We start from the raw sequence: 21,797 nt of genomic DNA on the forward strand, positions 1-21,797 counted from the left end.
GGTGCTCTGCAGCTTGTGCCTCCAGCCTAGGAAGGGGCAGTTTCGCCTCAGTTTCCCAATTGTTTCGTCAACTTAACTTCTGCATCACGGACGCATTTCCTCCCGGGTTAGGTCTCTTTTACGCGCCCGACACATGCATCGCACCCTGATGAAACACCCGGACCCTAGCGTGGGATACGGCCGCAGATGCAGCGGCTGAAAGGACCAACAGGCACAGGGAAAGGAGCCGGACATGACGGCAACACTGGAACTTGGGGCGCTCGCCGCCGAATCAGACCTCGCCGGATTTGAGGCCGGCTGGCACCGTGTCTGCACGGTGGATGACCTGGAACCTGCCTGGGGCGAGGCTGCCCTGGTTGCCGGCCGCCAGGTGGCGCTCTTCCGTACCGGGCCCGACGAAGTTTTTGCAGTGGCGCACGAAGACCCGGCCACCGGGGCCCACGTGATGGCCCGTGGCATCCTGGGCTCCAAAGGCACCCGGCCCACCATTGCCTCGCCGCTGCACAAGGAGGTCTACGACCTTGAAACCGGCGAGTGCTTCAGCACCCCCGGGCTGCGCCTGGCCACGTACAGCACCAGGCTCAGCGGCGGCTTCGTCGAGGTGCAGCTGTAAGGCTTCTCCAACAAAAAGGGGCGCCGGGCTTTGAGTAAGCCCGGCGCCCCTTTTCGTGCTTACGGACCTGCTACAGCCCCAGCGCTTCGCTGACGTCGTGCAGGACCTCGTCCAGGGAAGCCCGGGCCGCCTGGCGTGCGGCCGGCAGCTCCGCGGCGGATCCCACCTGGTGGATGACCTCCAGGTAGCACTTGAGTTTGGGCTCGGTGCCGCTGGGCCGGATGATGACCCGGGTCAGGTTCCGGGTGATGTAGAGCAGGCCTTCGGTGGGCGGCAGCTGGGCGCTGCCCTCCGCGAGGTCGGTGAAGACCTCCACCGCTGATTGACCGAACGATTCCGGCGGCGAGACCCGCAGGCGGTTCATCATGGCGTCCAGCAGTCCCAGGTCCGCCACCCTGATGCTCAGCTGGTCGCTGGCGTGCAGGCCGTGCTGGAGGTACAGCTCGTCCAGGGTGTCGAAGACGGTCTTGCCTGCGGCTTTGGCGGTGGCGGCGAGTTCAGCGATCAGGACCGCGGCGGAGATGCCGTCCTTGTCCTTCACCAGGTCCGGCGCCACGCAGTATCCCAGTGCCTCTTCGTACCCGTAGACCAGGCCGGGAACGCGGGAGATCCATTTGAAGCCGGTCAGTGTTTCCTGGTGCGCGAAGCCGGCAGCATTGGCGATGCGGGCCAGCAGCCGGGAGGAAACAATCGAATTGGCGAAGACGCCGCGGCCGTCCGACTCGTCGCCGGGGGCGCCGCCGTCCGCGAGCCGGGCCACCATATGGGCGCCCAGCAGCGACCCCACTTCGTCGCCGCGGAGCATCCGCCAGGCGCCGGTGTCAGGGTCTTTCGCCGCCACTGCTGCCCTGTCGGCGTCGGGGTCGTTGGCGATGACAAGGTCGGCGTCCAGCCGCGCGGCCGCCTCCAGGGCAAGGTCCAGCGCGCCCGGTTCCTCCGGGTTGGGAAAACTGACGGTGGGAAAATCGGGGTCCGGTTCCGCCTGCTCGGCCACCACGGTGACATCCGTGAAACCTGCCGCGTTCAGCACGTCCAGCGCAGTGCCGCCGCCCACACCGTGCAGCGGGGTAAGGACGACCTTTAGGTCGCGGGCCGGGAAGCGCTCCGCCATGGCGAGTGCCGCCGTCGTCCGTTCATACCCGGCGGCCAGCGAGCCGTCCAGGACGGTCCAGCCGTCCTCAGCCAGTGCTATTGATTCCAGCGGTCCCACCGCGCTGATGCGTGCGGCAATTTCGGCGTCGTAGGGGGCCACGATCTGGGCACCGTCACCATCAGCCGCCACGGCGTGCCGGCCCAGGTACACCTTGTACCCGTTGTCCTGGGGCGGGTTGTGGCTGGCGGTCACCATGACGCCGCCGTCGCAGCCCAGGGCGCGGACCGCGTAGGCCAGCAGGGGAGTGGGGAGGGCAGCAGGCAGCAGGAATGTCTCGATGCCGGCCGCGGTGAAGATCGCCGCCGTCTCCTCCGCAAAGACATTGGAATTATGCCGGGCGTCATAGCCGACGACGGCGCGCGGCCGGGTGCCGGCCGCCGCCTTGGCCACGGCGTCCACAAGGAAGGCGGCGAGCCCCGCGGCGGCGCGGCGCACCACCACCCGGTTCATCCGGTTGGGCCCGGGGCCAAGCGCGGCGCGCAGGCCCGCGGTGCCGAACTGCAGCGTGCCGCGGAAGCTGTCTTCCAGTTCCTGCCGGGCCGCCGGATCGCCGTCGTCGGCAAGGCGGACAAGCTCCAGGAGGGACGCCCTGGTTGCGGGATCCGGGTCCTGGGCAGCCCATTCGCGGGCCTCGGCGGGCAGGCGGAGTTCGGCATCGGCAGTGGTCATGGGCACAACGCTATCGTCATTGCAGGCCGCCGTGATGCACCCGGGTGCGTGGTCCTGCTAGAGCCGGGCGATGATTTCGGCCAGCAGCCTGGAGATGCGGGGCCCCGCAGCCTCGCCGGATTCAAGGACTTCCTGGTGGCTCAGCGGCTGGGGGCTGATGCCCGCGGCGAGGTTGGTGACCAGTGAAATGCCGAACACCTCCATCCCGGCGTGCCGCCCGGCGATCGCCTCCAGCGCCGTCGACATGCCGATCAGGTCGGCGCCGATCCGCTTGGCGTACTGCACTTCCGCCGGGGTCTCGTAGTGCGGGCCGGGGAACTGTGCGTAGACGCCTTCGTCCAGGGTGGGGTCGACTTCGCGGGCGAGTCCGCGGATCCTGGGTGAGTAGAGGTCCGTCAGGTCCACGAACGTGGCCCCCTCCAGCGGTGAGGCCGCGGTGAGGTTGATGTGGTCCCGGATCAGGACCGGTGTGCCGGGGGCCCAGGCCTCGTTGAGCCCGCCGCAGCCGTTGGTGAGGACCAGGGTGTTGCACCCTGCGGCTGCCGCGGTCCGGACGCCGTGCACCACGGCGCGGACGCCCTTGCCTTCGTAGTAGTGGGTGCGGGCGCCGAGGACCAGGGCGCGCTTGCCGCCCTTGGTCAGCACGGAGCGGATGGTGCCCACGTGGCCCTCGACGGCGGGGGAGTGAAAGCCGGGGACTTCCTCGGCGGACAGGGTGGCAGTGGTCTCGCCGATCAGGTCGGCGGCCTCGCCCCAGCCGGAGCCGAGGACCAGTGCGGTGTCATGGCGGTCCACTCCGGTTTCTTCCGCAATATAGTCTGCAGCGGCGCGGGCGGCGGCGAACGGGTCCGTGTTCAGGAAGTCTGTTGTACTCACCAGTACAAGTTATCCTGCCGGCACTGTTACCCCTGTCACGGCGGCCCGCAGACTGCCCTGTTTTCTTGGTGGTCAGGCGGTAAATGGGCGAGAATGGATGACTGTGACTACGCACCCAGATTTCAGTTCCCCCCGGATCGCAATCCTGGGAGGTGGTCCCGGCGGATACGAAGCCGCCATGGTGGCCGCCTCGCTCGGAGCCACGGTCACCATCGTCGAACGCGCGGGCCTGGGCGGCTCCGCGGTGCTGACGGACGTGGTTCCGTCGAAGACCCTCATCGCCACGGCGGACCTGATGACGCGCGTCGCGGAGGCCGGCGAGCTGGGTGTGAAGTTCGACGTCGACGGCGGCGACTTCGTTCCCGTGATGCGCGCCGACCTCAAGCACATCAACGACCGCCTCCTCACCCTGGCCCGCACCCAGTCCCAGGACATCCGCGACGGCCTCGAAAAGCAGGGCGTCCGCATCATCGCCGGTTCCGGCCGCCTCCTGGACAGCCACACCATCGAGGTCCTCACCGTGGACGGCACCGAGACAATCGAAGCGGACACCGTCCTGCTGGCCGTGGGTGCGCACCCCCGCGAACTGGACACCGCCCGCCCTGACGGGGAACGGATCCTGAACTGGACCCAGATCTACAACCTGGATGAACTGCCTGAGGAACTCATCGTGGTGGGCTCCGGCGTGACCGGCGCCGAATTCGCTTCCGCCTACAACGGCCTTGGCTCCAAGGTCACCCTGGTCTCCAGCCGTGACCGCGTGCTGCCGGGCTCGGACGTTGACGCCGCAGTGGTCCTGGAGGAAGTCTTCGAACGCCGCGGCGTCCGGGTCCTGTCCCGCTCCCGCGCGCAGACCGTCGAACGCACGGACGACGGCGTGGTGGTCACCCTCTCCGACGGCACCAAGGTGACCGGCAGCCACTGCCTCCTGTGCCTCGGTTCCATCCCGAACACCGCCGGCATCGGCCTCGAGGAGGCGGGCGTGGCGGTCAGCGACAGCGGCCACATCAAGGTGGACGGCGTGTCCCGCACCACGGCCCCCAACATCTACGCTGCCGGTGACTGCACGGGCGTTCTTCCGCTGGCTTCGGTGGCCGCGATGCAGGGCCGCATCGCCGTGGCGCACTTCATGGGCGACGGCGTTACCCCGCTTAAGCTGCACCAGGTGGCATCCAACATCTTCACCTCGCCTGAAATCGCGAACGTTGGCGTGTCCGAGGCTGAGATCGAGTCCGGCAAGTACCAGGCCGACATCATCAAGCTCTCGCTGAAAAGCAACGCCCGCGCCAAGATGCGCAACGCCAAGGACGGGTTCGTGAAGATCTTTGCGCGGAAGGGCTCCGGCACCGTGATCGGTGGCGTGGTGGTGGGACCCAACGCGTCCGAACTGATCTTCCCGATCTCCATCGCGGTCAAGCAGAAACTGCACGTGGACGACGTCGCCAGCACCTTCACCGTGTACCCGTCGCTGACCGGCTCCATTTCCGAGGCAGCCCGCCGCCTGCACGTCCACATGTAAGGCTCCCGCCAAACGCGGGGCTGGACCCCTCCGGGGCCCTCTGCCTAGACTCGAACCAGGCGCGGCCGGGAATTTCCATGAAGTTCCCGGCCGTTCCTGTACCAGCCGTCGACGCAAGGAGGGGCCCATGGAACTGCAGGACGTCAAGTGGAACGAGCAGGCACGGGAGAAAATTCTGCTGGATGCCGACCGGGCACTGCAGGAAGCGGTCCGGGAGGCGGCTTCATCGCTGTCCGGAGCCGGCAAGGAAAAGGTGTACGAATTCCTGTTTGAGAAGCTGAAGGGCCAGTTCGTGGACTTCCAGCCGGGCCCGGACCTCACCAAGTACGCAGAGGCCGTGGCCGGTGGGGAGTTCGATTCAGGAGCAACGGCTTAGAAGCCCCACTGGTTTCCCGCCAAGGGGTTTGAAAGCCTTGGCGGGAAACTGTGTTTAAAACGGATACGGGGCGATGTCAGGTCGCATGGTGAGCCACTGGATTTCGGTGAAGGACTCCATGTTGGCGTGGTGGCCGCCGATCCGTGAGCCGTTGCCCGAATCCTTCATGCCGCCGAACGGGGAATTGGCTTCGTCCGAGACTGTTTGCTCGTTGATATGGACCTTGCCGGAGTCCAGCTGGTCTGCAATGGTCATGGCCATGCCGACGTCACCCAGGATGCCGATGGACAGGCCGTATTCGCTGTCGTTGGCCAGGGCCACTGCTTCCTCCACGGTGGAGAAGCTGGTTACCGGGGCCACGGGCCCAAAAATTTCATCTTTCCAGGCCGGACTGTCCTGCTTAAGGTCCACCAGTACCGTGGGCTGGTAGAAGCGCCCATCGTGGGTGCCGCCCGCTGCCACGCGGGCGCCGCCCTTTACCGCCTCCTGGACGATGCCGTCCACGCGGTGCAGCTGCCGCTCATCGATGACCGGTCCCAGCGCCACGGTGCCGCTCTTCGGGTCACCGACCGGCAGGTGGGCGGCCTTTTCGGACAGCGCGGCGACGTAGTCGTCGTAGATGTCCTCGTGCACGATATGCCGGCCGGCTGCCATGCAGATCTGGCCCTGGTGCATGAACGATCCGAAAGCGGCGGCCGACGCTGCCTTGGCCAGGTCCGCGCCCGGCAGCACGATCAGCGCGTTGTTGCCGCCAAGCTCCAGGTGGGCGCGCTTGAGCAGGCGTCCGGCGGTTTCGCCGATCTTCCGGCCGGCCGCCGTCGAGCCCGTGAAGGCGATGACCCGCACTTCCGGTGCCTCCACCACGGCGGCACCGATGTCTGCGCCGCCGGGCAGCAGCGACAGCAGCCCGGGCGGCAGGCCGGCCTCCTCGAAGATCCGCATCAGGGTGACTCCTCCGCAGACAGCGGTCCGCGGGTCCGGTTTGAGCAGCACCGCGTTCCCCAAGGCCAGGGCAGGGGCGACGGCGCGGATGGAGAGGATCAGCGGGAAGTTGAACGGTGCGATCACGGAGACGACGCCGACAGGGCGGCGCCGGGCAAAGGACCAGCGGTTCTCGTTGGAGGTGAGCACATCCCCGGCCGGCAGCGAGGGCAGCGCTGAAGCGTCGAAGCATTCGTTGGCGGCGATGTGCGTTTCCAGGCCAGCCTTGGGGGCAATGCCGCCCGATTCCCGGACGATCCAGTCCTGGACCTCCGCGGCGTGCTCCTCCCAGAGCCGGCCCGCGCGGCGCAGCACGGCGGCGCGCTCCTCCGGGTTGCGCGCGGCCCAGTCCTTTTGGGCCTTCGCCGCCACTGTTGCAGCCTCCCGGACGTCCTCCACGGAGGCGATTCCGTAGTTGCCCAGCTGCGCGCCGGTGGCTGGTTCAACGCTGGTTCCGGTTCCGCCGCCGCCTTTGCGCCAGCCGTTGAGGTAGATGTTGCCGTCCCAAAGGGCGGAATCGAGGAGGGACATCGGTGTCCTTTCGTCGTGAACTGCCGCGACTCGATGTCACGGGCGGGCGGAGTCCGGAACACCGCCCAGTCATTGGTGGTGCCTTTACCTTCGCCGCCTTGTTCATGCGCCGTCAACTATGGTTCCCTGACCGAGCTTGCGGGGTTAGGGGAAGGCTGGGTGGGGCCACGGCCGCCGGGTTCCCTGACCGAGCTTGCGAGGTTAGGGGAAGGCTGGGGAAAAGTGCCCTTCGATGAGGCCCTTGATGTCCTCGTGGCAGCCACCGCAGCCGGTGCCCGCGCGGGTGGCCTTGGAAACGTCCGCCACGGTGGCGCAGCCAGCCGAGACCGCCGCCGTGATGGCAGACCCGCTCACTCCGGCACACCGGCACACGGTTCCGGCTGGATCCACCGGGCCGGCGCCTGGCAGCTGGTCCGGACCGTCCAGGCGCAGGAGCAGCGACCGGTCCGCGGGCAGTTCAGCGCCGCGTTCAAAGAGCCCCACCAGCTCGGCGGCCGTGCGCGGCATGCCCACTGCTACCAGGCCTTCAAGGACGCCCCCGCGCGTGGTCATCTTGACGTACCGGCCGTGCTCCGGGTCGGCCCATTGGGAGACCTGCAGTCGCGGCCGGCCGGTAGCGGCACCCGCCGTGAGGGCCTCCTCATCCCAGGGGTCCGCCGAGTTGTCGCCGGCTACGGCCATGTTCATGCCGCGGGCCTTCAGGACCACGACGCCGGGCTGTTCCGGCGGGAGCGCAGGCAAGAGTTCCGCCTGGGCAGCCGCCCCTTCCGCCAGGAGCGTGAGGTAGCCCCCAAGCCACTCTGCCTGCCGCCAGCCCGGACCCACCAGCCCGGAGGGCCCCTTGGCACTGCGGCATTCGGCGCAGGCCGGGTCAGGGCAGCGGACCTCGGCGCAATCACCAATGGCAAAAATGTGCGGTTCGTGGTGCGCCCGCAACCGGTGGTCCACCAGGATCCCGGCGCCGGTGGGCAGCCCGCATCCCTCGGCCAGTTCGGTCCGGGGACGGACACCGCATGAGATGACCAGGAGATCGCCGTCAATCGCGGACCCGTCATCGAGCAGCAAGGCCGAGAAGCCGCCGTCGGGCCCGTTGTGCTCAATCCCCGTGGAGCGGGCGTTGCCGGCTACGCGGACGCCGCACCTCCGCAGGCCAGCAGCCAGGACCGCTCCGCCGCCGCGGTCGATGCTGCGGCCCAGCGGGTGCGGGCCGTTGTGGACCACCGTGACGGTGGCGCCTTCCTCCGCCGCGGCCAATGCCGTTTCCAGGCCCAGCACGCCGCCGCCCAGCACCACCACCCGCTTGCCGCCGTCCACAGCCTCGCGCAGCACGCCGGCGTCGCGGAGGTCCCGCAGTGCCGTGACGCCCGCGGGAAGGACAGGGGTGGAGGGGTCGGGGTTGATGCCGGTGAGGTTGGGGATCACTGGACGGGATCCGGTGGCGAGGACCAGCCGGTCGTAGTGGACCGCCGCCCCGTCCGCGAGCAGGACCTGCTGCCGCGCCCTGTCCATGCGCTTCACCCGCACACCCAGGCGGACGTCCACGCCCTGCGCGGCCAGCTCGGCAGCATCGGCAAGGGCCAGCGCGTCGGCGGTGGTCCGTCCGACGCCGAGATCGGCCACGAGCACCCGGTTGTAGGCGGCTTCGGCTTCAGCCCCCACCACGGTGAGCCTGACGTCGCCGGAGTGCACGGCGGGCAGCAGTTCGTCCACCAGCCGGGCAGCCACGGGACCGAATCCCACAATGACAATCCGCTCGCTCATGAGGCCTCCGTTGTTTGCAGCATCCGGGCGGAATCAGGTGCGGCCACTGGCCGGACCCACACGGTGTTGAACTTGAATTCGGGCATTCCGGAGACGGGATCGGTGGCCGCTTCGGTTAGCCGGTTGGCGCTTTCGGCACCCGGGAAGTGGAACGGCAGGAAGACCGTCTCGGGGCGGATGGCGGTGCTGAGCTCGGCCCGGCACACCACCTCACCGCGGCTGTTCACCACGGAGACCAGGGTGCCGTCTCCAATGCCCATGGCGTGGGCCGCCGCGGGGTGGAGCTGCACCGTGGCCTCCGGCTGGGCCGCGAGGAGTTCAGCCACCCGGCGGGTCTGGGCTCCGGACTGGTAGTGCTCCAGGAGGCGGCCGGTGATGAGGGTCATGGCTTTGGCAGCGGGGCCGGGGTTGGCATCGGGCGTACGACGGCGGCGCGGCGCCACCGGGACCAGCCGCGCCTTGCCGTCGGGGTGCGCAAAGCGGCCCGTGAACAGCCGCGGCGTTCCGGTGCTGCCGGCCGGGTAGGGCCAGTAGGCGGCCTCGCCCCGGTCCAGCATGGCGTAGTCGATGCCGGAGTAGTCCGCCGGGCCGCCCGCGGAGGCGCGCCGCAGCTCCTCGAAAACCGTTTCCGGGTCCTCGCTGTAGGTGGAGGGCGCGTCCAGCCGCTCGGCCAGGCGGGCCATGATCCACAGCTCGCTGCGGGCGCCGGCGGGCGGGGAGACGGCGCGGCGGCGGCGAAGGACGCGTCCCTCGAGGTTGGTGAGCGTGCCGTCCTCTTCCGCCCACTGGAGCACCGGGAGGATGAGGTTCGCTTCCGCAGCGGTCTCGGACAGGAAGAAGTCGCAGACCACCAGGAAGTCCAGGCTTCGCAACCCGTGGATCACGGCGTTGGCGTCAGGGGCTGCAACGGCAATGTTGGACGCGTGCACGAAAAGGCACTGCACGCCGTCGGACTTTCCCAGGGACTTCAGGAGCTGGACGGCGGGGAGGCCGGGGCCGGGGATCAGGTCCTCGGGGACGCCCCAGACGGCGGCGACGTGCGCGCGGGCGGCGGGGTCGGTGATCTTGCGGTAGCCGGGGAGCTGGTCCGCCTTTTGGCCGTGCTCGCGGCCGCCCTGCCCGTTGCCCTGGCCGGTCAGGGTGCCGTACCCGCTGCGGGCAGTGCCCGGCAGGCCCAGCAGGAGGCTGAGGTTGATGGCGGCGGTGGCGGTGTCGGTGCCGTCCACGTGCTGTTCCACGCCTCGGCCGGTGAGGATGTAGCTTCCGCCCGCCCGGGCTCCGGCCGCAAGCATGCGGGCCGTCTGCCGGACCAGCTCTGCGGGGACGCCGGTGATCGACTGGACGCGTTCGGGCCAGAAGGCGTTCACGCTACGGACCACCGCGCTGTAGCCGGAGGTGCGCTCCTGGACGTAGGCGGTGTCCACCAGGTTTTCATGGATGACCACGTGGGAGAGTCCCAGCAGCAGGGTGAGGTCGGTGCCGGGCAGCGGTTGCAGGTGGAGGCCAGCGCCGTCGGCCGTAAAAGCCGCAGTGGCGGAACGGCGCGGGTCCACCACGATCAGCCCGCCGGCATCGCGCGCACCCTTGAGGTGCTGGACGAAGGGCGGCATGGTCTCGGCAACGTTCGAGCCGAGCATCAGGATGGTGCTGGCGGTATCCAGCGCTTCCACTGGGAAGGGCAGGCCGCGGTCCACGCCAAAGGCCCGCATCCCGGCCGCCGCCGCGGAGGACATGCAGAATCTTCCGTTGTAGTCGATCCTCGAGGTGCCAAGGGCCAGCCGGGCGAACTTGCCCAGCATGTAGGCCTTCTCATTGGTGAGCCCGCCGCCGCCGAACACGCCGACGGCGTCCGCACCATGCCGGGCGCGGGCGTCCCTCACCGCCTGCGCGGCGAGGTCCAGGGCCTGGTCCCAGCCGATGGGCCGGTGCACGCCGTCGGGTCCCTTTAGCAGGGGCTCGGTGATCCTGCCTCCGTGGTTTAGGAGGCTGGCTGAGGTCCAGCCCTTGCGGCACAGGCCGCCACGGTTGGTGGGGAAGTCCCGGCCCTGGACGTCAAGGGGAGCCGCGGGGGTGGAAAGTGCCACCGGAACCGGTCCCGCAGCGGGGGTGAGCGTCATGGCGCACTGCAGGGCGCAGTAGGGGCAGTGCGTGTCGGCGCTGTTGGCCATGCTAGATGTGTCCCATCGCGTTCCGGCCGGCGTTGCGGATGTAGCAGGTCCAGCAGACGGCCAGCATCAGGACGTAGGCTCCGACGAAGCCGTAGAAGGCGGGGGTGTAGGAGCCGGTGGCGGTGCTGGAGGCGTTCAGGACCTGGGGGATGACGAAGCCGCCGTAGGCCCCGATCGCGGAGATCAGGCCGAGGGCAGAGGACGCCAGGCGCTGGGTGGCCACGGCGCTTGCGCCCTTGCGTGCGGCTCGGCTGGAGGTGGCGAAGATGACCGGGATCATCCGGTACGTGGCGCCGTTGCCGAAGCCGCTGGCGGTGAAGAGCATCAGGAACAGGACCAGGAAGAGCAGGAAGTTCTTCAGCGGCAAGGTCCAGACCATGGTCAGCGTAATCACGGCCATGGCGGCGAACGCCGAAACGGTCATCCGGGCTCCGCCCATGCGGTCCGCCATGCGGCCGCCGTAGGGGCGGGCCAGCGAACCCACCAGCGGGCCCAGGAAGGCGAGCGAGAGGGCCACGGTTCCCACACCGATGCTGGAGAACCCGGGGAAGTAGTCCTTGATCAGCTTGGGGAACACGCCGGCGAAGCCGATGAAGGAGCCAAATGTCCCGATGTACAGCAAAGCCATAATCCACAGGTGCGGTTCCTTGAGCGCGGCCACGGAGCCGGCCACGTCGCCCTTGGCGCTGGTGAGGTTGTTCATGTACTTGAAGGCGCCGAACGCGGCCAGCAGGATGAAGGGGACCCACATCCATCCGGCCAGGGGAAGGTTGACCGTGCCGGCGGCCAGCAGGGTGATCACAATGGGAACGGCAAGCTGTGCGACGGCGGCACCGAGGTTTCCGCCCGCGGCGTTCAGGCCCAGCGCCCAGCCCTTTTCCCGGGCTGGGTAGAAGAAGGTGATGTTGGCCATTGAGCTGGCGAAGTTGCCGCCGCCGAAGCCGGCCAGGGCCGCCACCAGGAGCATGGTGCCGAAGGGGGTTTCCGGGTTGGAGACGCAGAGGGCCAGCCCGATGGAGGGGATCAGGAGCAGCAGGGCCGACACGATGGTCCAGTTCCGGCCGCCGAAGCGGGGGACCATGAACGTGTAGGGGATGCGGAGCGTCGCGCCCACGAGGCTGGGCATGGAGATGAGCCAGAAAATTTCCGACGTGGAGAAGGTGAAGCCGGCGGCGGGAAGCTGGACCACCACGATGGACCAGAGCTGCCACACCACGAAGCCGAGGAACTCGGCGAAGATTGACCAGTTCAGGTTGCGGCGGGCGATGCCGCGGCCCACGGACTCCCACTGTTCTTTGTTCTCCGCATCCCAGTTGGCGATCCAGCGGCCGGGGCGGAATTCAAGGGCAGGGGTGTCTGTGGTGCGGGCAGGGCCGGGCTGTACGCCGGTTTCGACAGTGCGGTCAACAGTCACGGTTTACCTCCTTCAGGGATGGGGTTTCCTCAAACCTAAGGACGGCTCGTTTCGCGGACAGTCGATGTTTGTAAACGCGCTGTGACTTTTGCCTATCCAGCCCGGGCGGCCAGCGTGAGGCGACAGCGGACGAGCGGAATGTGAGACGCACAATACGTGTCCGAATACTGGACGTTTCGTCCATTGACTGGACGGGGGCAAGTAAGATTGAACTCTAACAACTTGAGCCGGGAGGCAGTCCTGCCTGTGCCCGGCCGGTCTCACGAAAGCGTTTACCTATGTCATCCACCGATACCACCGCGCTGCCAGGTGCACAGCAGCCGGTGAACTCCCGCGGCCGCGTCATCGTGGCCAGCCTGATCGGCACCACAGTGGAGTTTTACGACTTCTATGTCTACGCCACCGCCGCCGTCCTCGTCTTCCCGAAGCTCTTCTTCCCCAGCGCGAACGAAACCACGCAGCTGCTGAGCTCCTTTGCCGTGTTTGGCGTGGCCTTCATCGCCCGCCCCCTCGGCTCGATCATCTTCGGGCACTTCGGTGACAAGTTCGGCCGCAAGGGCACGTTGGTGGCTTCGCTGCTGACCATGGGTATTGCCACGTTCCTCATCGGATGCCTCCCCACCGCACTGGTTCCGGGCTGGGAGTTCCTGGCACCGGCCCTGCTGGTGGTCATGCGCTTTGCCCAGGGCCTGGCGCTCGGCGGCGAATGGAGCGGGGCCGCGCTGCTGGCCACCGAGAACGCCCCCGCCAACAAGCGCGCTATCTACGGCACCTTCCCGCAGCTCGGCGCCCCGATTGGCTTCATCATCGCCAACGTCATCTTCCTGGTGGCAAGCTACACCCTGACCCCGGAGGCCTTCGCCGCATGGGGCTGGCGCGTGCCGTTCCTGCTCAGCGCCGTCATGGTGATCCTGGGCCTCTATGTCCGGCTCAAGCTGATCGAAACCCCGGCCTTCACCAAGGTGGTGGAATCCAATGAGGTGGCCAAGCTGCCGCTGGGCCGCGTCTTCAAGGGCAGCTGGCGCCAGCTGATCCTGGGCACCTTCATCATGCTGGCCACGTACGTGCTCTTCTACCTGATGACCACGTTCACGCTCACTTACGGCACCAAGCCAACCCTGGAGGGTGCCAAGGCTGCAGCCGAAAAGGCCGGCAAGCCGATGTCTGAAGCCGCTGCCGCCGCGTTCGTTCCCGGCCTCGGCTACAGCCGGAACGACTTCCTCTGGATGCTGATCGCCGGCGTGGTCTTCTTCGGCATCTTCACCCTGGTCTCCGGACCCCTGGCCGAAAAGTACGGCCGCCGCAAGATGCTCATCGCCGTCACCGCCGGCATCTTCGTGTTCGGCCTGCTGTTCGTCCCGCTGTTCAGTGGCGGCTTTGTGGGCACCATGGGCCTGCTGATCCTTGGGTTCTCGCTCATGGGCCTGACCTTCGGACCAATGGGGGCACTGCTGCCTGAATTGTTCCCCACCAACGTTCGGTACACCGGCTCGGCCATCAGCTACAACTTCTCCAGCATCCTGGGTGCCGCAGTGGCGCCGTTCATCGCCGTGGCACTGTGGGAGTCCGCCAAGGGCAGCCCGGTCCTGGTCGGTGTGTACCTGACCTCAATGGCAGTGCTCACCCTGATCGCGCTGTTCCTTACCCGCGAAACCCGGGACGTGGACTACGAGAACAACGTGGCCTGACGCCCAGCGTGCATTCCAGCCCGGTTAGCGGCTGAATTGCCCGGCCTGTTTCCTGCAATGACAGGAAACAGGCCGGGCATTTTGCTTTCTGTGCCAGGTAACCGGGCAGGAACGCACGACGCCGGGCGGCTGGTTCAGGCGGGCGGGTTCAGCGGGCGTAGCGGGCCACGAAGTTCTTCAACACGGCCATGGGCTCCGTGACGGTGAACTGCCGCGCTGCCGCCATCAGCTCCTCCGCTGATTCGGGCGGGAAGTAGCCGGCGTGCCGGTAAATGTCGATGCGGGTGACCAGCCCATCGGCGTCAAGTTCGGGGTGGAACTGCGTGGCGTAGAGATTGGCCTTGATGCGGAACATGTGGACCGGGCAGGAGGCGGCCCGTGCCAGCAGCACAGCATGCGGGGGCAGCGAGCTGACGGCTTCCTTGTGCCCGGTCAGCGCTGTGAAGGTTTGCGGCATGCCCTGCAGGATGGGGTCCTGCAGTCCCTCCTCCGTCAGTTCCACCTCCACGGCGCCCAGCGGCTCGCCGTAGGTCCGGTCGATCACAGCGCCTTGATGGCTCCCGAGCGTGCCCACTCCATAGCAGGCACCCAGGAACGGGAAATCGAGGTCCACCAATTGGTCCAGGAGTGCTGCCAGCTCTTGCTCCACCCGGTGCTGGACGGGGCTCTTGTGTTCGGGCGGGTCGCTGGAGGTGAACGGGCTGCCGCCGACGATCACGCCGGAGTACCTCGAAAGGTCCAGCGAGGGCAGGGGAGCGGCCTCGAGCCGGACGCGGATCAGCTCCCGTTCTTCAAGCCCGCCGTACCTCAGGTAGGCGGCATATTCGTCCTCCGCGGCGGCATCCTCCGCACGGGTGGCCAGGAGCAGGAAAGGCAGCATGTGCTAAGTCTGCATCCTGGACGGGCCTCCGGCCAGCGCCTGGCCCTGGAGCCGGGCCTGCCGCCGGCCCGGTGAGGCTGTGTGCCACCGGGCCGGTGAAGCTGTCTGCAGGGTCAGGCTGTGTCCTGGCTCAGGCCGGCGGCTGCGTGAGCGAACGGCGGGACTGGGGCCGGGCAGCCGGGTCCGCGTGGCGGTGCACCAGCTTCCAATAGCCTTCCTCGCGCCGGAAGATGCTGCTCACGCGCAGCGCGAACTCCTCCGTGGTGGCCGCTCCGTCAAGCCGGGCGCGGAAGTGCTCGGTCTCCACCAGGTAGGCGGTGTCGCGGGCCGTGTAGGAGGTTACGGTGTCGAAGCCCAGCATCTCGCCGTCGCGGAACTGCCGCGCGGCCTGGTCCAGCCGGGCCTCCACCTGGGCCCAGCCGCGAGCGATCCCGCCGAACGGATTGGCCAGGGTGACGTCGTCCAGCCGGGAGTACAGTTCCTTGATGGGGGCCGGGTTTCCCCGCGTGATCTCTGGAACCGCCTGGTGGTAGCGGTCCACTTCTTCCTGGAAGCTTGGTGCGAGCATGGCTGCCGGGCCGCCTCTAGTCCTCGATGGTGGCGATGATGGCGCCCGCGGACACCGTCTCGCCCGCAGTGGCGGTCAGGCCCGTGATGATGCCGGAGCGGTGCGCGGTGAGGGGCTGTTCCATCTTCATGGCCTCGAGGACCACCACCAGGTCGCCTTCGGATACCGTGTCGCCGTGGGCCACGGCCACCTTGACGATGGTTCCCTGCATGGGGGAGGTCAGGGCGTTGCCGGTGGCGGCCGCCGGGCCTGCGGAGCGGGAGCGCTTCTTGGACTTGCCCGGCTTACCGGTGGCGGCAGCCGCGGTTCCCGGAGTGCCCAGGGACGCGGGAAGGACCACCTCAAGGCGCTTGCCGCCCACCTCCACCACCACGCGCTGCCGGTCCTCGGCGGAGCCGTCAGTATCGGCAGCCGCGTCCGGGGTCCATGCCGGCAGGTTGTTGGTGAACTCGGTTTCGATCCAGCGGGTGTGGACCTTGAACGGGCCTTCGGCAGGCGCGAACGCGGGGTCCGAGACGACAGCGAGGTCGAACGGGATGACGGTGGGAATGCCCTCCACCACCATCTCCTCCAGGGCGCGGCGCGCACGCTGCAGGGCCTGGGGTCGGCTGGCGCCGGTGATGATGAGCTTGGACAGCATGGAGTCGAAGTTGCCGCTGATGACGTCGCCCTGCTCCACGCCGGAGTCCACGCGCACACCGGGGCCGGTGGGGTTCCTGAGGACGCGGAGGGTGCCGGGGGCGGGCAGGAAGTTCCGGCCCGGGTCCTCGCCGGTGATGCGGAATTCGATGGAGTGGCCGCGGACTTCGGGGTCGCCGTAGCCCAGTTCCTCGCCGCGGGCCAGCCGGAACTGTTCGCGGACCAAATCGATGCCGGTGACTTCCTCGGAGACGCAGTGCTCCACCTGAAGGCGGGTGTTGACCTCAAGAAAGGAAATGGTGCCGTCCTGGCCCACCAGGAATTCGCAGGTGCCCGCGCCCAGGTAGCCGGCCTCTTTCAGGATGGCCTTGGAGGATTCGTACAGGCGGCGGTTCTGGTCCTCGGTGAGGAACGGGGCCGGGGCCTCCTCCACGAGTTTCTGGTTGCGCCGCTGCAGTGAACAGTCGCGGGTGGACACCACCACGACGTTGCCGTGGGAGTCGGCCAGGCACTGGGTCTCAACGTGGCGCGGAGCGTCCAGGAAGCGTTCGATGAAGCATTCACCGCGTCCGAATGCGGCGGTGGCCTCGCGGACGGCGGATTCGTACAGTTCGGGGATTTCTTCCCGGGTACGGGCAACCTTGATGCCGCGCCCGCCGCCGCCGAAGGCAGCCTTGATGGCCACGGGGAGCCCGTACTGGTCCACGAAATCGAGGACTTCGGCAGCGGACTCCACGGGGTCGGCCGTGCCGGGCACCAGCGGAGCACCGACTTTTTCGGCGATGTGCCGGGCCTGGACCTTGTCGCCCAGGGCGGAGATGGCCTCGGGGGAGGGGCCGATCCAGGTGATGCCGGCCTCGATCACGCGGGCTGCGAACTGGGCGTTTTCGGCAAGGAAGCCGTAGCCGGGGTGGATGGCATCGGCGCCGGACTGGCGCGCGGCGTCGATGATCTTGTCCATGACCAGGTAGGACTCGGCGGCGGTGGTGCCGCCCAGGGCGTAGGCCTCGTCAGCTAGCCGGACGTGCAGGGCGTCGCGGTCCGGGTCGGCGTAGACGGCAACGGAGGCGATGCCTTCGTCCCGGGCCGCCCGGATGATGCGCACGGCGATTTCGCCGCGGTTGGCGATCAGCACCTTTGTGAGGCTCGGCTGCGTGGTTCCTGCGGACTGCTCCAAATTTGCTGACAAGGCGTCTCCTTCTTTCCTTCAGGGAGCCTAGCGCGGTTTTGAGGGTTCCGCCGATATTACTTGCGGAATCCGCGTGTAAAGCAGTCTTCCTTTGTAGGGAAGCTACAAGCTGTGCGGAAAACGGACTGCTTTACCGGTGGGGCCAGAGATCCGTGATGCGCACATTGGCGGCAGCGAGCAGTCCGCGCAGGGTGGAGACAGAAAGGCCGACGACGGCATGCGGGTCGCCGTCGACCTTCCGGATAAAGGCCCCGCCCAGACCGTCGATAGTGAAGGAACCCGCGCAGTGCAGCGGTTCACCGGTGGCGATGTAGGCGTCGATCTCTGCCGGCTCCATGTCCAGGAAGGAAACCTCGGCGGAGGCGACCGCCCCGAGCGTGGCGCCCGAGCCGCGGCCGCCGCTGCCGTCGTCGTCCGTGTCCCTGCAGTCCACCAGCCAGTGGCCCGTGTGCAGCACGCCGGCCCTGCCGCTCATCCGCAGCATCCGCTCGCGGGCGACGTCGGCGGTGTAGGGCTTGCCGTGCGCCTCGCCGTCGAACTCGAAGACGGAGTCGCAGCCCAGCACGAGCGCCCCCTCCGCCTCTGGAAGGGACGCGACGGCCTCCGCCTTGGCCCGGGCCAGCAGCAGGGCGGTGTCGTGCGGGTCCGTGACGCCGTACCGTTCCTGGACGGCGGCCTCGTCGACGTCGGACACCAGCACGGCGTGCCGGATGCCGGCCTCGGCCAGGAGCTTGGTGCGGGCGGGGGACTGGGAAGCGAGGATCAGATGGAGCACGGCTTCAGCCTAGTGGACCAGCTCGCCGGAAACCGGTGCGGCCTGTCCGCGGTTGAGCTTGGCGCCCTCCACGTCCACGTCCGGCAGGATCCGGTCGAGCCAGCGGGGCAGCCACCAGGACCTGGCGCCCAGCAGGTACATCACGGCCGGCACGATGGTCATGCGGACCACGAAGGCGTCGAATAGGACGCCGAAGGCCATGGCAAAGCCCAGCGGCCGGACCATGGTGAGGTGGCTGAAGATGAAGCCGGAGAACACGCTCACCATGATGATCGCCGCGGCCGTAACCACAGCTGCCGCGTGCCGGAAGCCCACCCGCACCGCTTCCTTTGCTGATGAACCATGCATGTAGGCCTCGCGCATGCCGGAGGCGATGAACACCTGGTAGTCCATAGCCAGGCCGAACAGCACGCCGATCAGGATGATGGGCAGGAAGCTCAGCACGGCGCCGGGGTTGGCCACATCGAAGACGTTCCCCAGCCAGCCCCACTGGTATACGGCAACCACGGCCCCAAAGGCTGCGGACAGGGACAGCAGGAAGCCGCCCGTGGCCAGCAGCGGGACCACGATGGAGCGGAACACCAGCAGCAGCAGGACCAGGGAAAGTCCGACGACGATGGCCAGGTAGGGCGGCAGGGCGTCGCCAAGCTTGGTGGAGACATCCACGTTGCCGGCGGTCTGCCCGGTCAGGCCCATGGTGACGTCGTAGTCGGCCTTGATTTCCCCGTTGAGGCCGCGCAGTTCGGAGACGACCTTGACGGTGCTGGCGCTGGCGGGGCCCTCCTTGGGGATGACCTGGAACACGGCGGTGCGGCGGTCTTCGCTGAGGGCCACCGGTACGGCGGCCACCACGTTGTCCACGGCACGGAGCTTGTCCGCGATGTCGTACTGCAGCTTCTGCGCCTGGGCCGCATCCAGGTTCGCGGGGAACTCGCCCACGGCCACGATCGGTCCGGTGACGCCTTCACCGAAGCTGCGGGCGGTCAGGTCGTAGGCCTGGTAGGCCTCGGACTCCACCGGCTCGGAGCCGCCGTCCGGCAATGCCAGCTGGAGCTGGGTGGCGGGAAGGGCAAGGGTGCCCAGCAGGAGGATGCCGGCGATCAGTGCAATCCACGGGTGCTTGGTGACCAGGCCGCCCCAGCCGCGGGTGCTGCGTTCGCGGTCGAAGGCAAGGTCTGCCGCCTCGTGGTCCGGTTCGGCGTTGTGTGCCTCGGACTTGGCCCAGGCGCGTTTGGAGATGATGCGCCGGCCGATGAGGGACAGCATGGCGGGGGTCAGGGTGATGGCGACGAGGACGGCCACGGCCACGGTTCCCGCCGCCGCGAGGCCCATGACGGTGAGGAACGGCAGCCCGGGGACCACCAGGGCGGCAAGGGCGATGATCACGGTAAGGCCGGCGAAGACGACGGCGTTGCCGGAGGTTCCGTTGGCCCGGGCCACGGACTCTTCAGGGTCCATGCCGGCCAGGAGCTGGGTCCGATGCCGGTTGACGATGAACAGGGAGTAGTCGATGCCGACGGCGAGGCCCAGCATGAGGGCCAGCATGGGGGAGATGGAGCTCATGTCGAACAGGCCGGACAGGGCGAAGGTGATGCCCACGCCCACGCCGACGCCCATGATAGCCATCAGCAGCGGCAGTCCGGCCGCCACCAGCGTGCCCAGCATGAGGATGAGGACCAGCGCCGCCACGGCGATGCCGACGATTTCCGCCGTGCCGAAGAGGGCCGAGATGTCCTCGGTGATTTCCTTGCTGGCAAAGGCCTTGACGCCCGCGGAGGACGTCTCGTGGGCGATCTCCTGTACCTGCTTGCGGACGGCCGGGGCCAGACCGTTGATGGAGGTGTTGAACTGGACCTGCGCCACGGCGGCTTTGTTGTCTTCGGAGACGAAGCGGATGGCCGAGGCGGCCTGGGCCTGGCGTTTGCCGAGTTCCAGCTTGGCCTTGTTGGTCTCCAGTTCCTGGGTGCCGGCGTCGAGCTTTGCCTGGCCCTGCGCCAGGGCGGCCTTCTGCTGGCCCAGCTGGGCCTCGATCAGCGCTGCCGGGGCTCCGGCGGCAGTGAGCTGCTGCTCTGCTGCCGCCAGCTGTGCCTTTCCCGCCTCCAGCTGGGCGCGGGAGGCATCCAGCTGCGATTGGCCTGCCGCCAGTTGCTGTTCGCCATCGGTGATGGCCTTGCCGGCCTGGTCCACCTGGGCCTGGGTGGCGAACGGATCTACCGTGCCGCGGACCTCGGGCAGGTCTTGCAGCTTCTTCAGTGCATCCGTGACGGCCGCGCGGCTCCCGTCCGTGAACCCGCCGTCGGGGGCTTCGAAGACGATCGTGGCGCTTCCGCCGGAGGCGGCAGGCAAATCCTGCTTGAGCTTGTCCGCGATCCGCTGTGTCTCGGTGCCCGGGATCTGGAAGTTGTTGGACAGCGTGCCATGGAAGGCCGCGGCGGAACCGCCGACGGCCACCAGCACGGCAAGCCAGAGGGAGATGACAAGCCAGCGCCGGCGGTAGGAGAACTTGCCGAGGCGGTAGAGGAGGAGTGCCATGCGGGAGGACCGATCTGATCAGGAGGAACGGGTGGCGGATGGGAAAGCGGTGGTTGTGAAGCCGGCGCCCAGCAGGGCCATGGCATCGATGAGCAGTTGGCGGAGTTCGGCCAGGGAGGCGGGCGAGAGGTCCGGCCCGCGCCGGCTGAACCAGACCTCCATGGCAGCCTTGCCGCAGGAGATGATGGAGCCGGCCAGGGCGTGGACATACAGCTCGTCCTGGGCGCCGGGGGTGCCGGCGAGGCGTTCGCGGGCAACGGTGAAGACCTGGGCCCGGCAGTGGTCCCACGCCTCGAGTTCCGTGTGGGACATCAGCGGGCTCTGCTGGGTCAGCGTGAACAGTTCGGCGAGCGGGGCGATGGCCTTGGGGTCCGCCAGGGCCATCAGCGCGGCCTGGGCTGACTCCAGCATCGGCTCGTCCGCCGGGCGGAGACGCAGCTGCTGGATGGCGTTGTCCAGGAAGCCATGGACGATGGACGCCAATGCGGCGTCCGTGCTGCCGAAGTAGTTGAAGAAGGTGCGGCGCGAAATGCCCGCGGCGTCGGCGATGTCCTCCACGGTGAAGTTTCCCGGGCCCTGGGAACGAAGGAGTCCCAGTGCAGCGTCCGTTATGGCCTGGCGCGTGGCCGCCTTGTTCAGTTCCCGGCGCGACGGGGTGGCCGGCTCGGCGTCGGGAGAAGGGAGGGGGCTTGTCACGCCTTTTACACTACGTGCAAATTTGCACTGCATGCAACTTCTTCGAACGACCGGAAAAGCGGAACCATATGGATTCACAGGAGAACGAAAGGTTCCGAACAGCCCCTCCTGAACCTGGCACGGGACGCTTGGTGTGTCTCGCCAAGAGGCGTTCCACCAGCAGCCGTCACCCGACGGCGAATCAGGAGACAAAAGATGAAACGCACGAAGAAGATGACCCTGGGCCTGTCAGCCGCCGCGCTGGCGCTCGGTGCCGGAATCGGCGTTGCCGGCATGGCCTCAGCCACCACCACGACGCCCACTCCCACGCCCAGCTCGAGTTCCAGCGCTTCGGCTGACGGAAGCACCGGCACTGCCCAGGACGGAATGGGCAGGCACGGCGGCCGCGGCGGACACGGGATGGAACAGGCTTCCACGCTGGCAGCGAAGCTTGGAGTGGACGAATCAAAGGTGGCTGACGCGCTGAAGTCCTTCCGCGATGCCAATAAGCCCAGCACTCCGCCCACCGAGGGCCAGAAGCCGGACCCCGCTGCCCGCGAGGCTGCGCTCGCCAAGTCCCTTGCCGCATCGCTGGGAATTGACGAGGCGAAGGTGACGGCGGCTCTCCAGGAGATCCGCAGCGAGGAGCAGTCCGAGCACGCTGCGGCGCTTAAGACCCGCTTGGACAAGGCGGTCACCGACGGAAAGCTGACGCAGGCCGAGGCCGATGCTGTCACTAAGGCCGTGCAGAACGGTGTGATCGGCGGTGGCGGCCGCTGACGCCGGCAGG

At 68.0% G+C, this 21,797-nt stretch carries 17 protein-coding genes; 5 read left to right on the plus strand and 12 right to left on the minus strand.

Annotated elements, in window-relative coordinates; genetic code table 11:
- The first annotated feature begins 232 nt into the window (after positions 1–232).
- The gene (nirD, locus tag JCQ34_RS06120; RefSeq protein ID WP_286402916.1) at positions 233–613 is read left to right on the plus strand and encodes a nitrite reductase small subunit NirD; all 381 of its coding nucleotides are present in this window, start codon (positions 233–235) and stop codon (positions 611–613) included.
- A 70-nt stretch (positions 614–683) separates the two neighbouring features.
- Here nirD and JCQ34_RS06125 read toward each other — a convergent pair whose 3' ends face one another.
- Positions 684–2,435 carry a phospho-sugar mutase gene (locus JCQ34_RS06125; protein WP_286402919.1) on the minus strand — a complete coding sequence of 584 codons (1,752 nt, stop codon included), beginning with the start codon at positions 2,433–2,435 and terminating at the stop codon, positions 684–686.
- A gap of 57 nt (positions 2,436–2,492) precedes the next feature.
- Positions 2,493–3,311 carry a purine-nucleoside phosphorylase gene (locus JCQ34_RS06130; RefSeq protein WP_286402920.1) on the minus strand — a complete coding sequence of 273 codons (819 nt, stop codon included), beginning with the start codon at positions 3,309–3,311 and terminating at the stop codon, positions 2,493–2,495.
- A 103-nt stretch (positions 3,312–3,414) separates the two neighbouring features.
- On the opposite strand from JCQ34_RS06130, the gene JCQ34_RS06135 reads away from it, so the two are divergent.
- Complete coding sequence (locus tag JCQ34_RS06135) at positions 3,415–4,830, plus strand: NAD(P)H-quinone dehydrogenase (protein WP_286402922.1); 1,416 nt, start codon at positions 3,415–3,417, stop codon at positions 4,828–4,830.
- A 127-nt stretch (positions 4,831–4,957) separates the two neighbouring features.
- Positions 4,958–5,206, plus strand: coding sequence for a hypothetical protein (locus JCQ34_RS06140; protein ID WP_286402925.1), 249 nt, complete (start codon positions 4,958–4,960; stop codon positions 5,204–5,206).
- Positions 5,207–5,260: 54 nt separating this feature from the next.
- Here the strand turns inward: JCQ34_RS06140 and JCQ34_RS06145 are convergent, their stop codons facing one another.
- The 4 genes from JCQ34_RS06145 to JCQ34_RS06160 form a co-directional block, all read right to left on the minus strand.
- Positions 5,261–6,718 (minus strand): benzaldehyde dehydrogenase, encoded by a 1,458-nt coding sequence (locus JCQ34_RS06145; RefSeq protein ID WP_286402926.1) that lies wholly within the window; start codon positions 6,716–6,718, stop codon positions 5,261–5,263.
- A gap of 201 nt (positions 6,719–6,919) precedes the next feature.
- A complete protein-coding gene (locus JCQ34_RS06150; RefSeq protein ID WP_286402927.1) occupies positions 6,920–8,479 on the minus strand; it encodes an FAD-dependent oxidoreductase in 1,560 nt (519 codons plus the stop codon).
- Positions 8,476–10,647, minus strand: coding sequence for a molybdopterin oxidoreductase family protein (locus JCQ34_RS06155; protein WP_286402929.1), 2,172 nt, complete (start codon positions 10,645–10,647; stop codon positions 8,476–8,478). The genes JCQ34_RS06150 and JCQ34_RS06155 overlap by 4 nt, the downstream gene beginning before the upstream one ends.
- Position 10,648: 1 nt before the next feature.
- Positions 10,649–12,061, minus strand: coding sequence for an MFS transporter (locus tag JCQ34_RS06160; protein ID WP_286402931.1), 1,413 nt, complete (start codon positions 12,059–12,061; stop codon positions 10,649–10,651).
- 278 nt (positions 12,062–12,339) lie between these two features.
- Between JCQ34_RS06160 and JCQ34_RS06165 the strand changes: the two genes are divergently transcribed.
- Complete coding sequence (locus tag JCQ34_RS06165) at positions 12,340–13,749, plus strand: MFS transporter (RefSeq protein WP_286402933.1); 1,410 nt, start codon at positions 12,340–12,342, stop codon at positions 13,747–13,749.
- A gap of 148 nt (positions 13,750–13,897) precedes the next feature.
- Here the strand turns inward: JCQ34_RS06165 and JCQ34_RS06170 are convergent, their stop codons facing one another.
- The 6 genes from JCQ34_RS06170 to JCQ34_RS06195 all read right to left on the minus strand — a co-directional run bounded on the left by JCQ34_RS06170 (position 13,898) and on the right by JCQ34_RS06195 (position 21,028).
- Complete coding sequence (locus JCQ34_RS06170) at positions 13,898–14,629, minus strand: glutamine amidotransferase (RefSeq protein ID WP_286402935.1); 732 nt, start codon at positions 14,627–14,629, stop codon at positions 13,898–13,900.
- A 130-nt stretch (positions 14,630–14,759) separates the two neighbouring features.
- Positions 14,760–15,197: a YybH family protein gene (locus JCQ34_RS06175; RefSeq protein ID WP_286402936.1), complete on the minus strand. Its 438-nt coding sequence runs from the start codon at positions 15,195–15,197 to the stop codon at positions 14,760–14,762.
- 16 nt (positions 15,198–15,213) lie between these two features.
- Entirely contained in the window at positions 15,214–17,025 is a 1,812-nt protein-coding gene (locus tag JCQ34_RS06180; RefSeq protein WP_434738934.1) for an acetyl/propionyl/methylcrotonyl-CoA carboxylase subunit alpha, read from the minus strand.
- 130 nt (positions 17,026–17,155) lie between these two features.
- Entirely contained in the window at positions 17,156–17,800 is a 645-nt protein-coding gene (locus JCQ34_RS06185; RefSeq protein WP_286402938.1) for a Maf family protein, read from the minus strand.
- A 9-nt stretch (positions 17,801–17,809) separates the two neighbouring features.
- Positions 17,810–20,332 carry an MMPL family transporter gene (locus tag JCQ34_RS06190; RefSeq protein WP_286402940.1) on the minus strand — a complete coding sequence of 841 codons (2,523 nt, stop codon included), beginning with the start codon at positions 20,330–20,332 and terminating at the stop codon, positions 17,810–17,812.
- Positions 20,333–20,350: 18 nt separating this feature from the next.
- The gene (locus JCQ34_RS06195; RefSeq protein WP_286402942.1) at positions 20,351–21,028 is read right to left on the minus strand and encodes a TetR/AcrR family transcriptional regulator; all 678 of its coding nucleotides are present in this window, start codon (positions 21,026–21,028) and stop codon (positions 20,351–20,353) included.
- A gap of 195 nt (positions 21,029–21,223) precedes the next feature.
- On the opposite strand from JCQ34_RS06195, the gene JCQ34_RS06200 reads away from it, so the two are divergent.
- On the plus strand, positions 21,224–21,787 hold the full coding sequence (locus JCQ34_RS06200) for a hypothetical protein (RefSeq protein WP_286402943.1): 564 nt from the start codon (positions 21,224–21,226) through the stop codon (positions 21,785–21,787).
- Positions 21,788–21,797 lie beyond the last annotated feature (10 nt).

This window comes from Pseudarthrobacter defluvii (assembly GCF_030323865.1).
In the GTDB taxonomy this organism is placed as follows: Bacteria; Actinomycetota; Actinomycetes; order Actinomycetales; family Micrococcaceae; genus Arthrobacter; species Arthrobacter sedimenti.

Excerpts from the sequence above, each read along its gene's own strand:
- JCQ34_RS06200 (WP_286402943.1), top strand. The coding sequence starts at position 21,224 with ATGAAACGCACGAAGAAGATGACCCTGGGCCTGTCAGCCGCCGCGCTG.
- JCQ34_RS06145 (WP_286402926.1), bottom strand. The coding sequence starts at position 6,718 with ATGTCCCTCCTCGATTCCGCCCTTTGGGACGGCAACATCTACCTCAAC.
- JCQ34_RS06155 (WP_286402929.1), bottom strand. The coding sequence starts at position 10,647 with ATGGCCAACAGCGCCGACACGCACTGCCCCTACTGCGCCCTGCAGTGC.
- JCQ34_RS06150 (WP_286402927.1), bottom strand. The coding sequence starts at position 8,479 with ATGAGCGAGCGGATTGTCATTGTGGGATTCGGTCCCGTGGCTGCCCGG.
- JCQ34_RS06170 (WP_286402935.1), bottom strand. The coding sequence starts at position 14,629 with ATGCTGCCTTTCCTGCTCCTGGCCACCCGTGCGGAGGATGCCGCCGCG.
- nirD (WP_286402916.1), top strand. The coding sequence starts at position 233 with ATGACGGCAACACTGGAACTTGGGGCGCTCGCCGCCGAATCAGACCTC.
- JCQ34_RS06190 (WP_286402940.1), bottom strand. The coding sequence starts at position 20,332 with ATGGCACTCCTCCTCTACCGCCTCGGCAAGTTCTCCTACCGCCGGCGC.
- JCQ34_RS06125 (WP_286402919.1), bottom strand. The coding sequence starts at position 2,435 with ATGACCACTGCCGATGCCGAACTCCGCCTGCCCGCCGAGGCCCGCGAA.
- JCQ34_RS06165 (WP_286402933.1), top strand. The coding sequence starts at position 12,340 with ATGTCATCCACCGATACCACCGCGCTGCCAGGTGCACAGCAGCCGGTG.
- JCQ34_RS06140 (WP_286402925.1), top strand. The coding sequence starts at position 4,958 with ATGGAACTGCAGGACGTCAAGTGGAACGAGCAGGCACGGGAGAAAATT.
- JCQ34_RS06175 (WP_286402936.1), bottom strand. The coding sequence starts at position 15,197 with ATGCTCGCACCAAGCTTCCAGGAAGAAGTGGACCGCTACCACCAGGCG.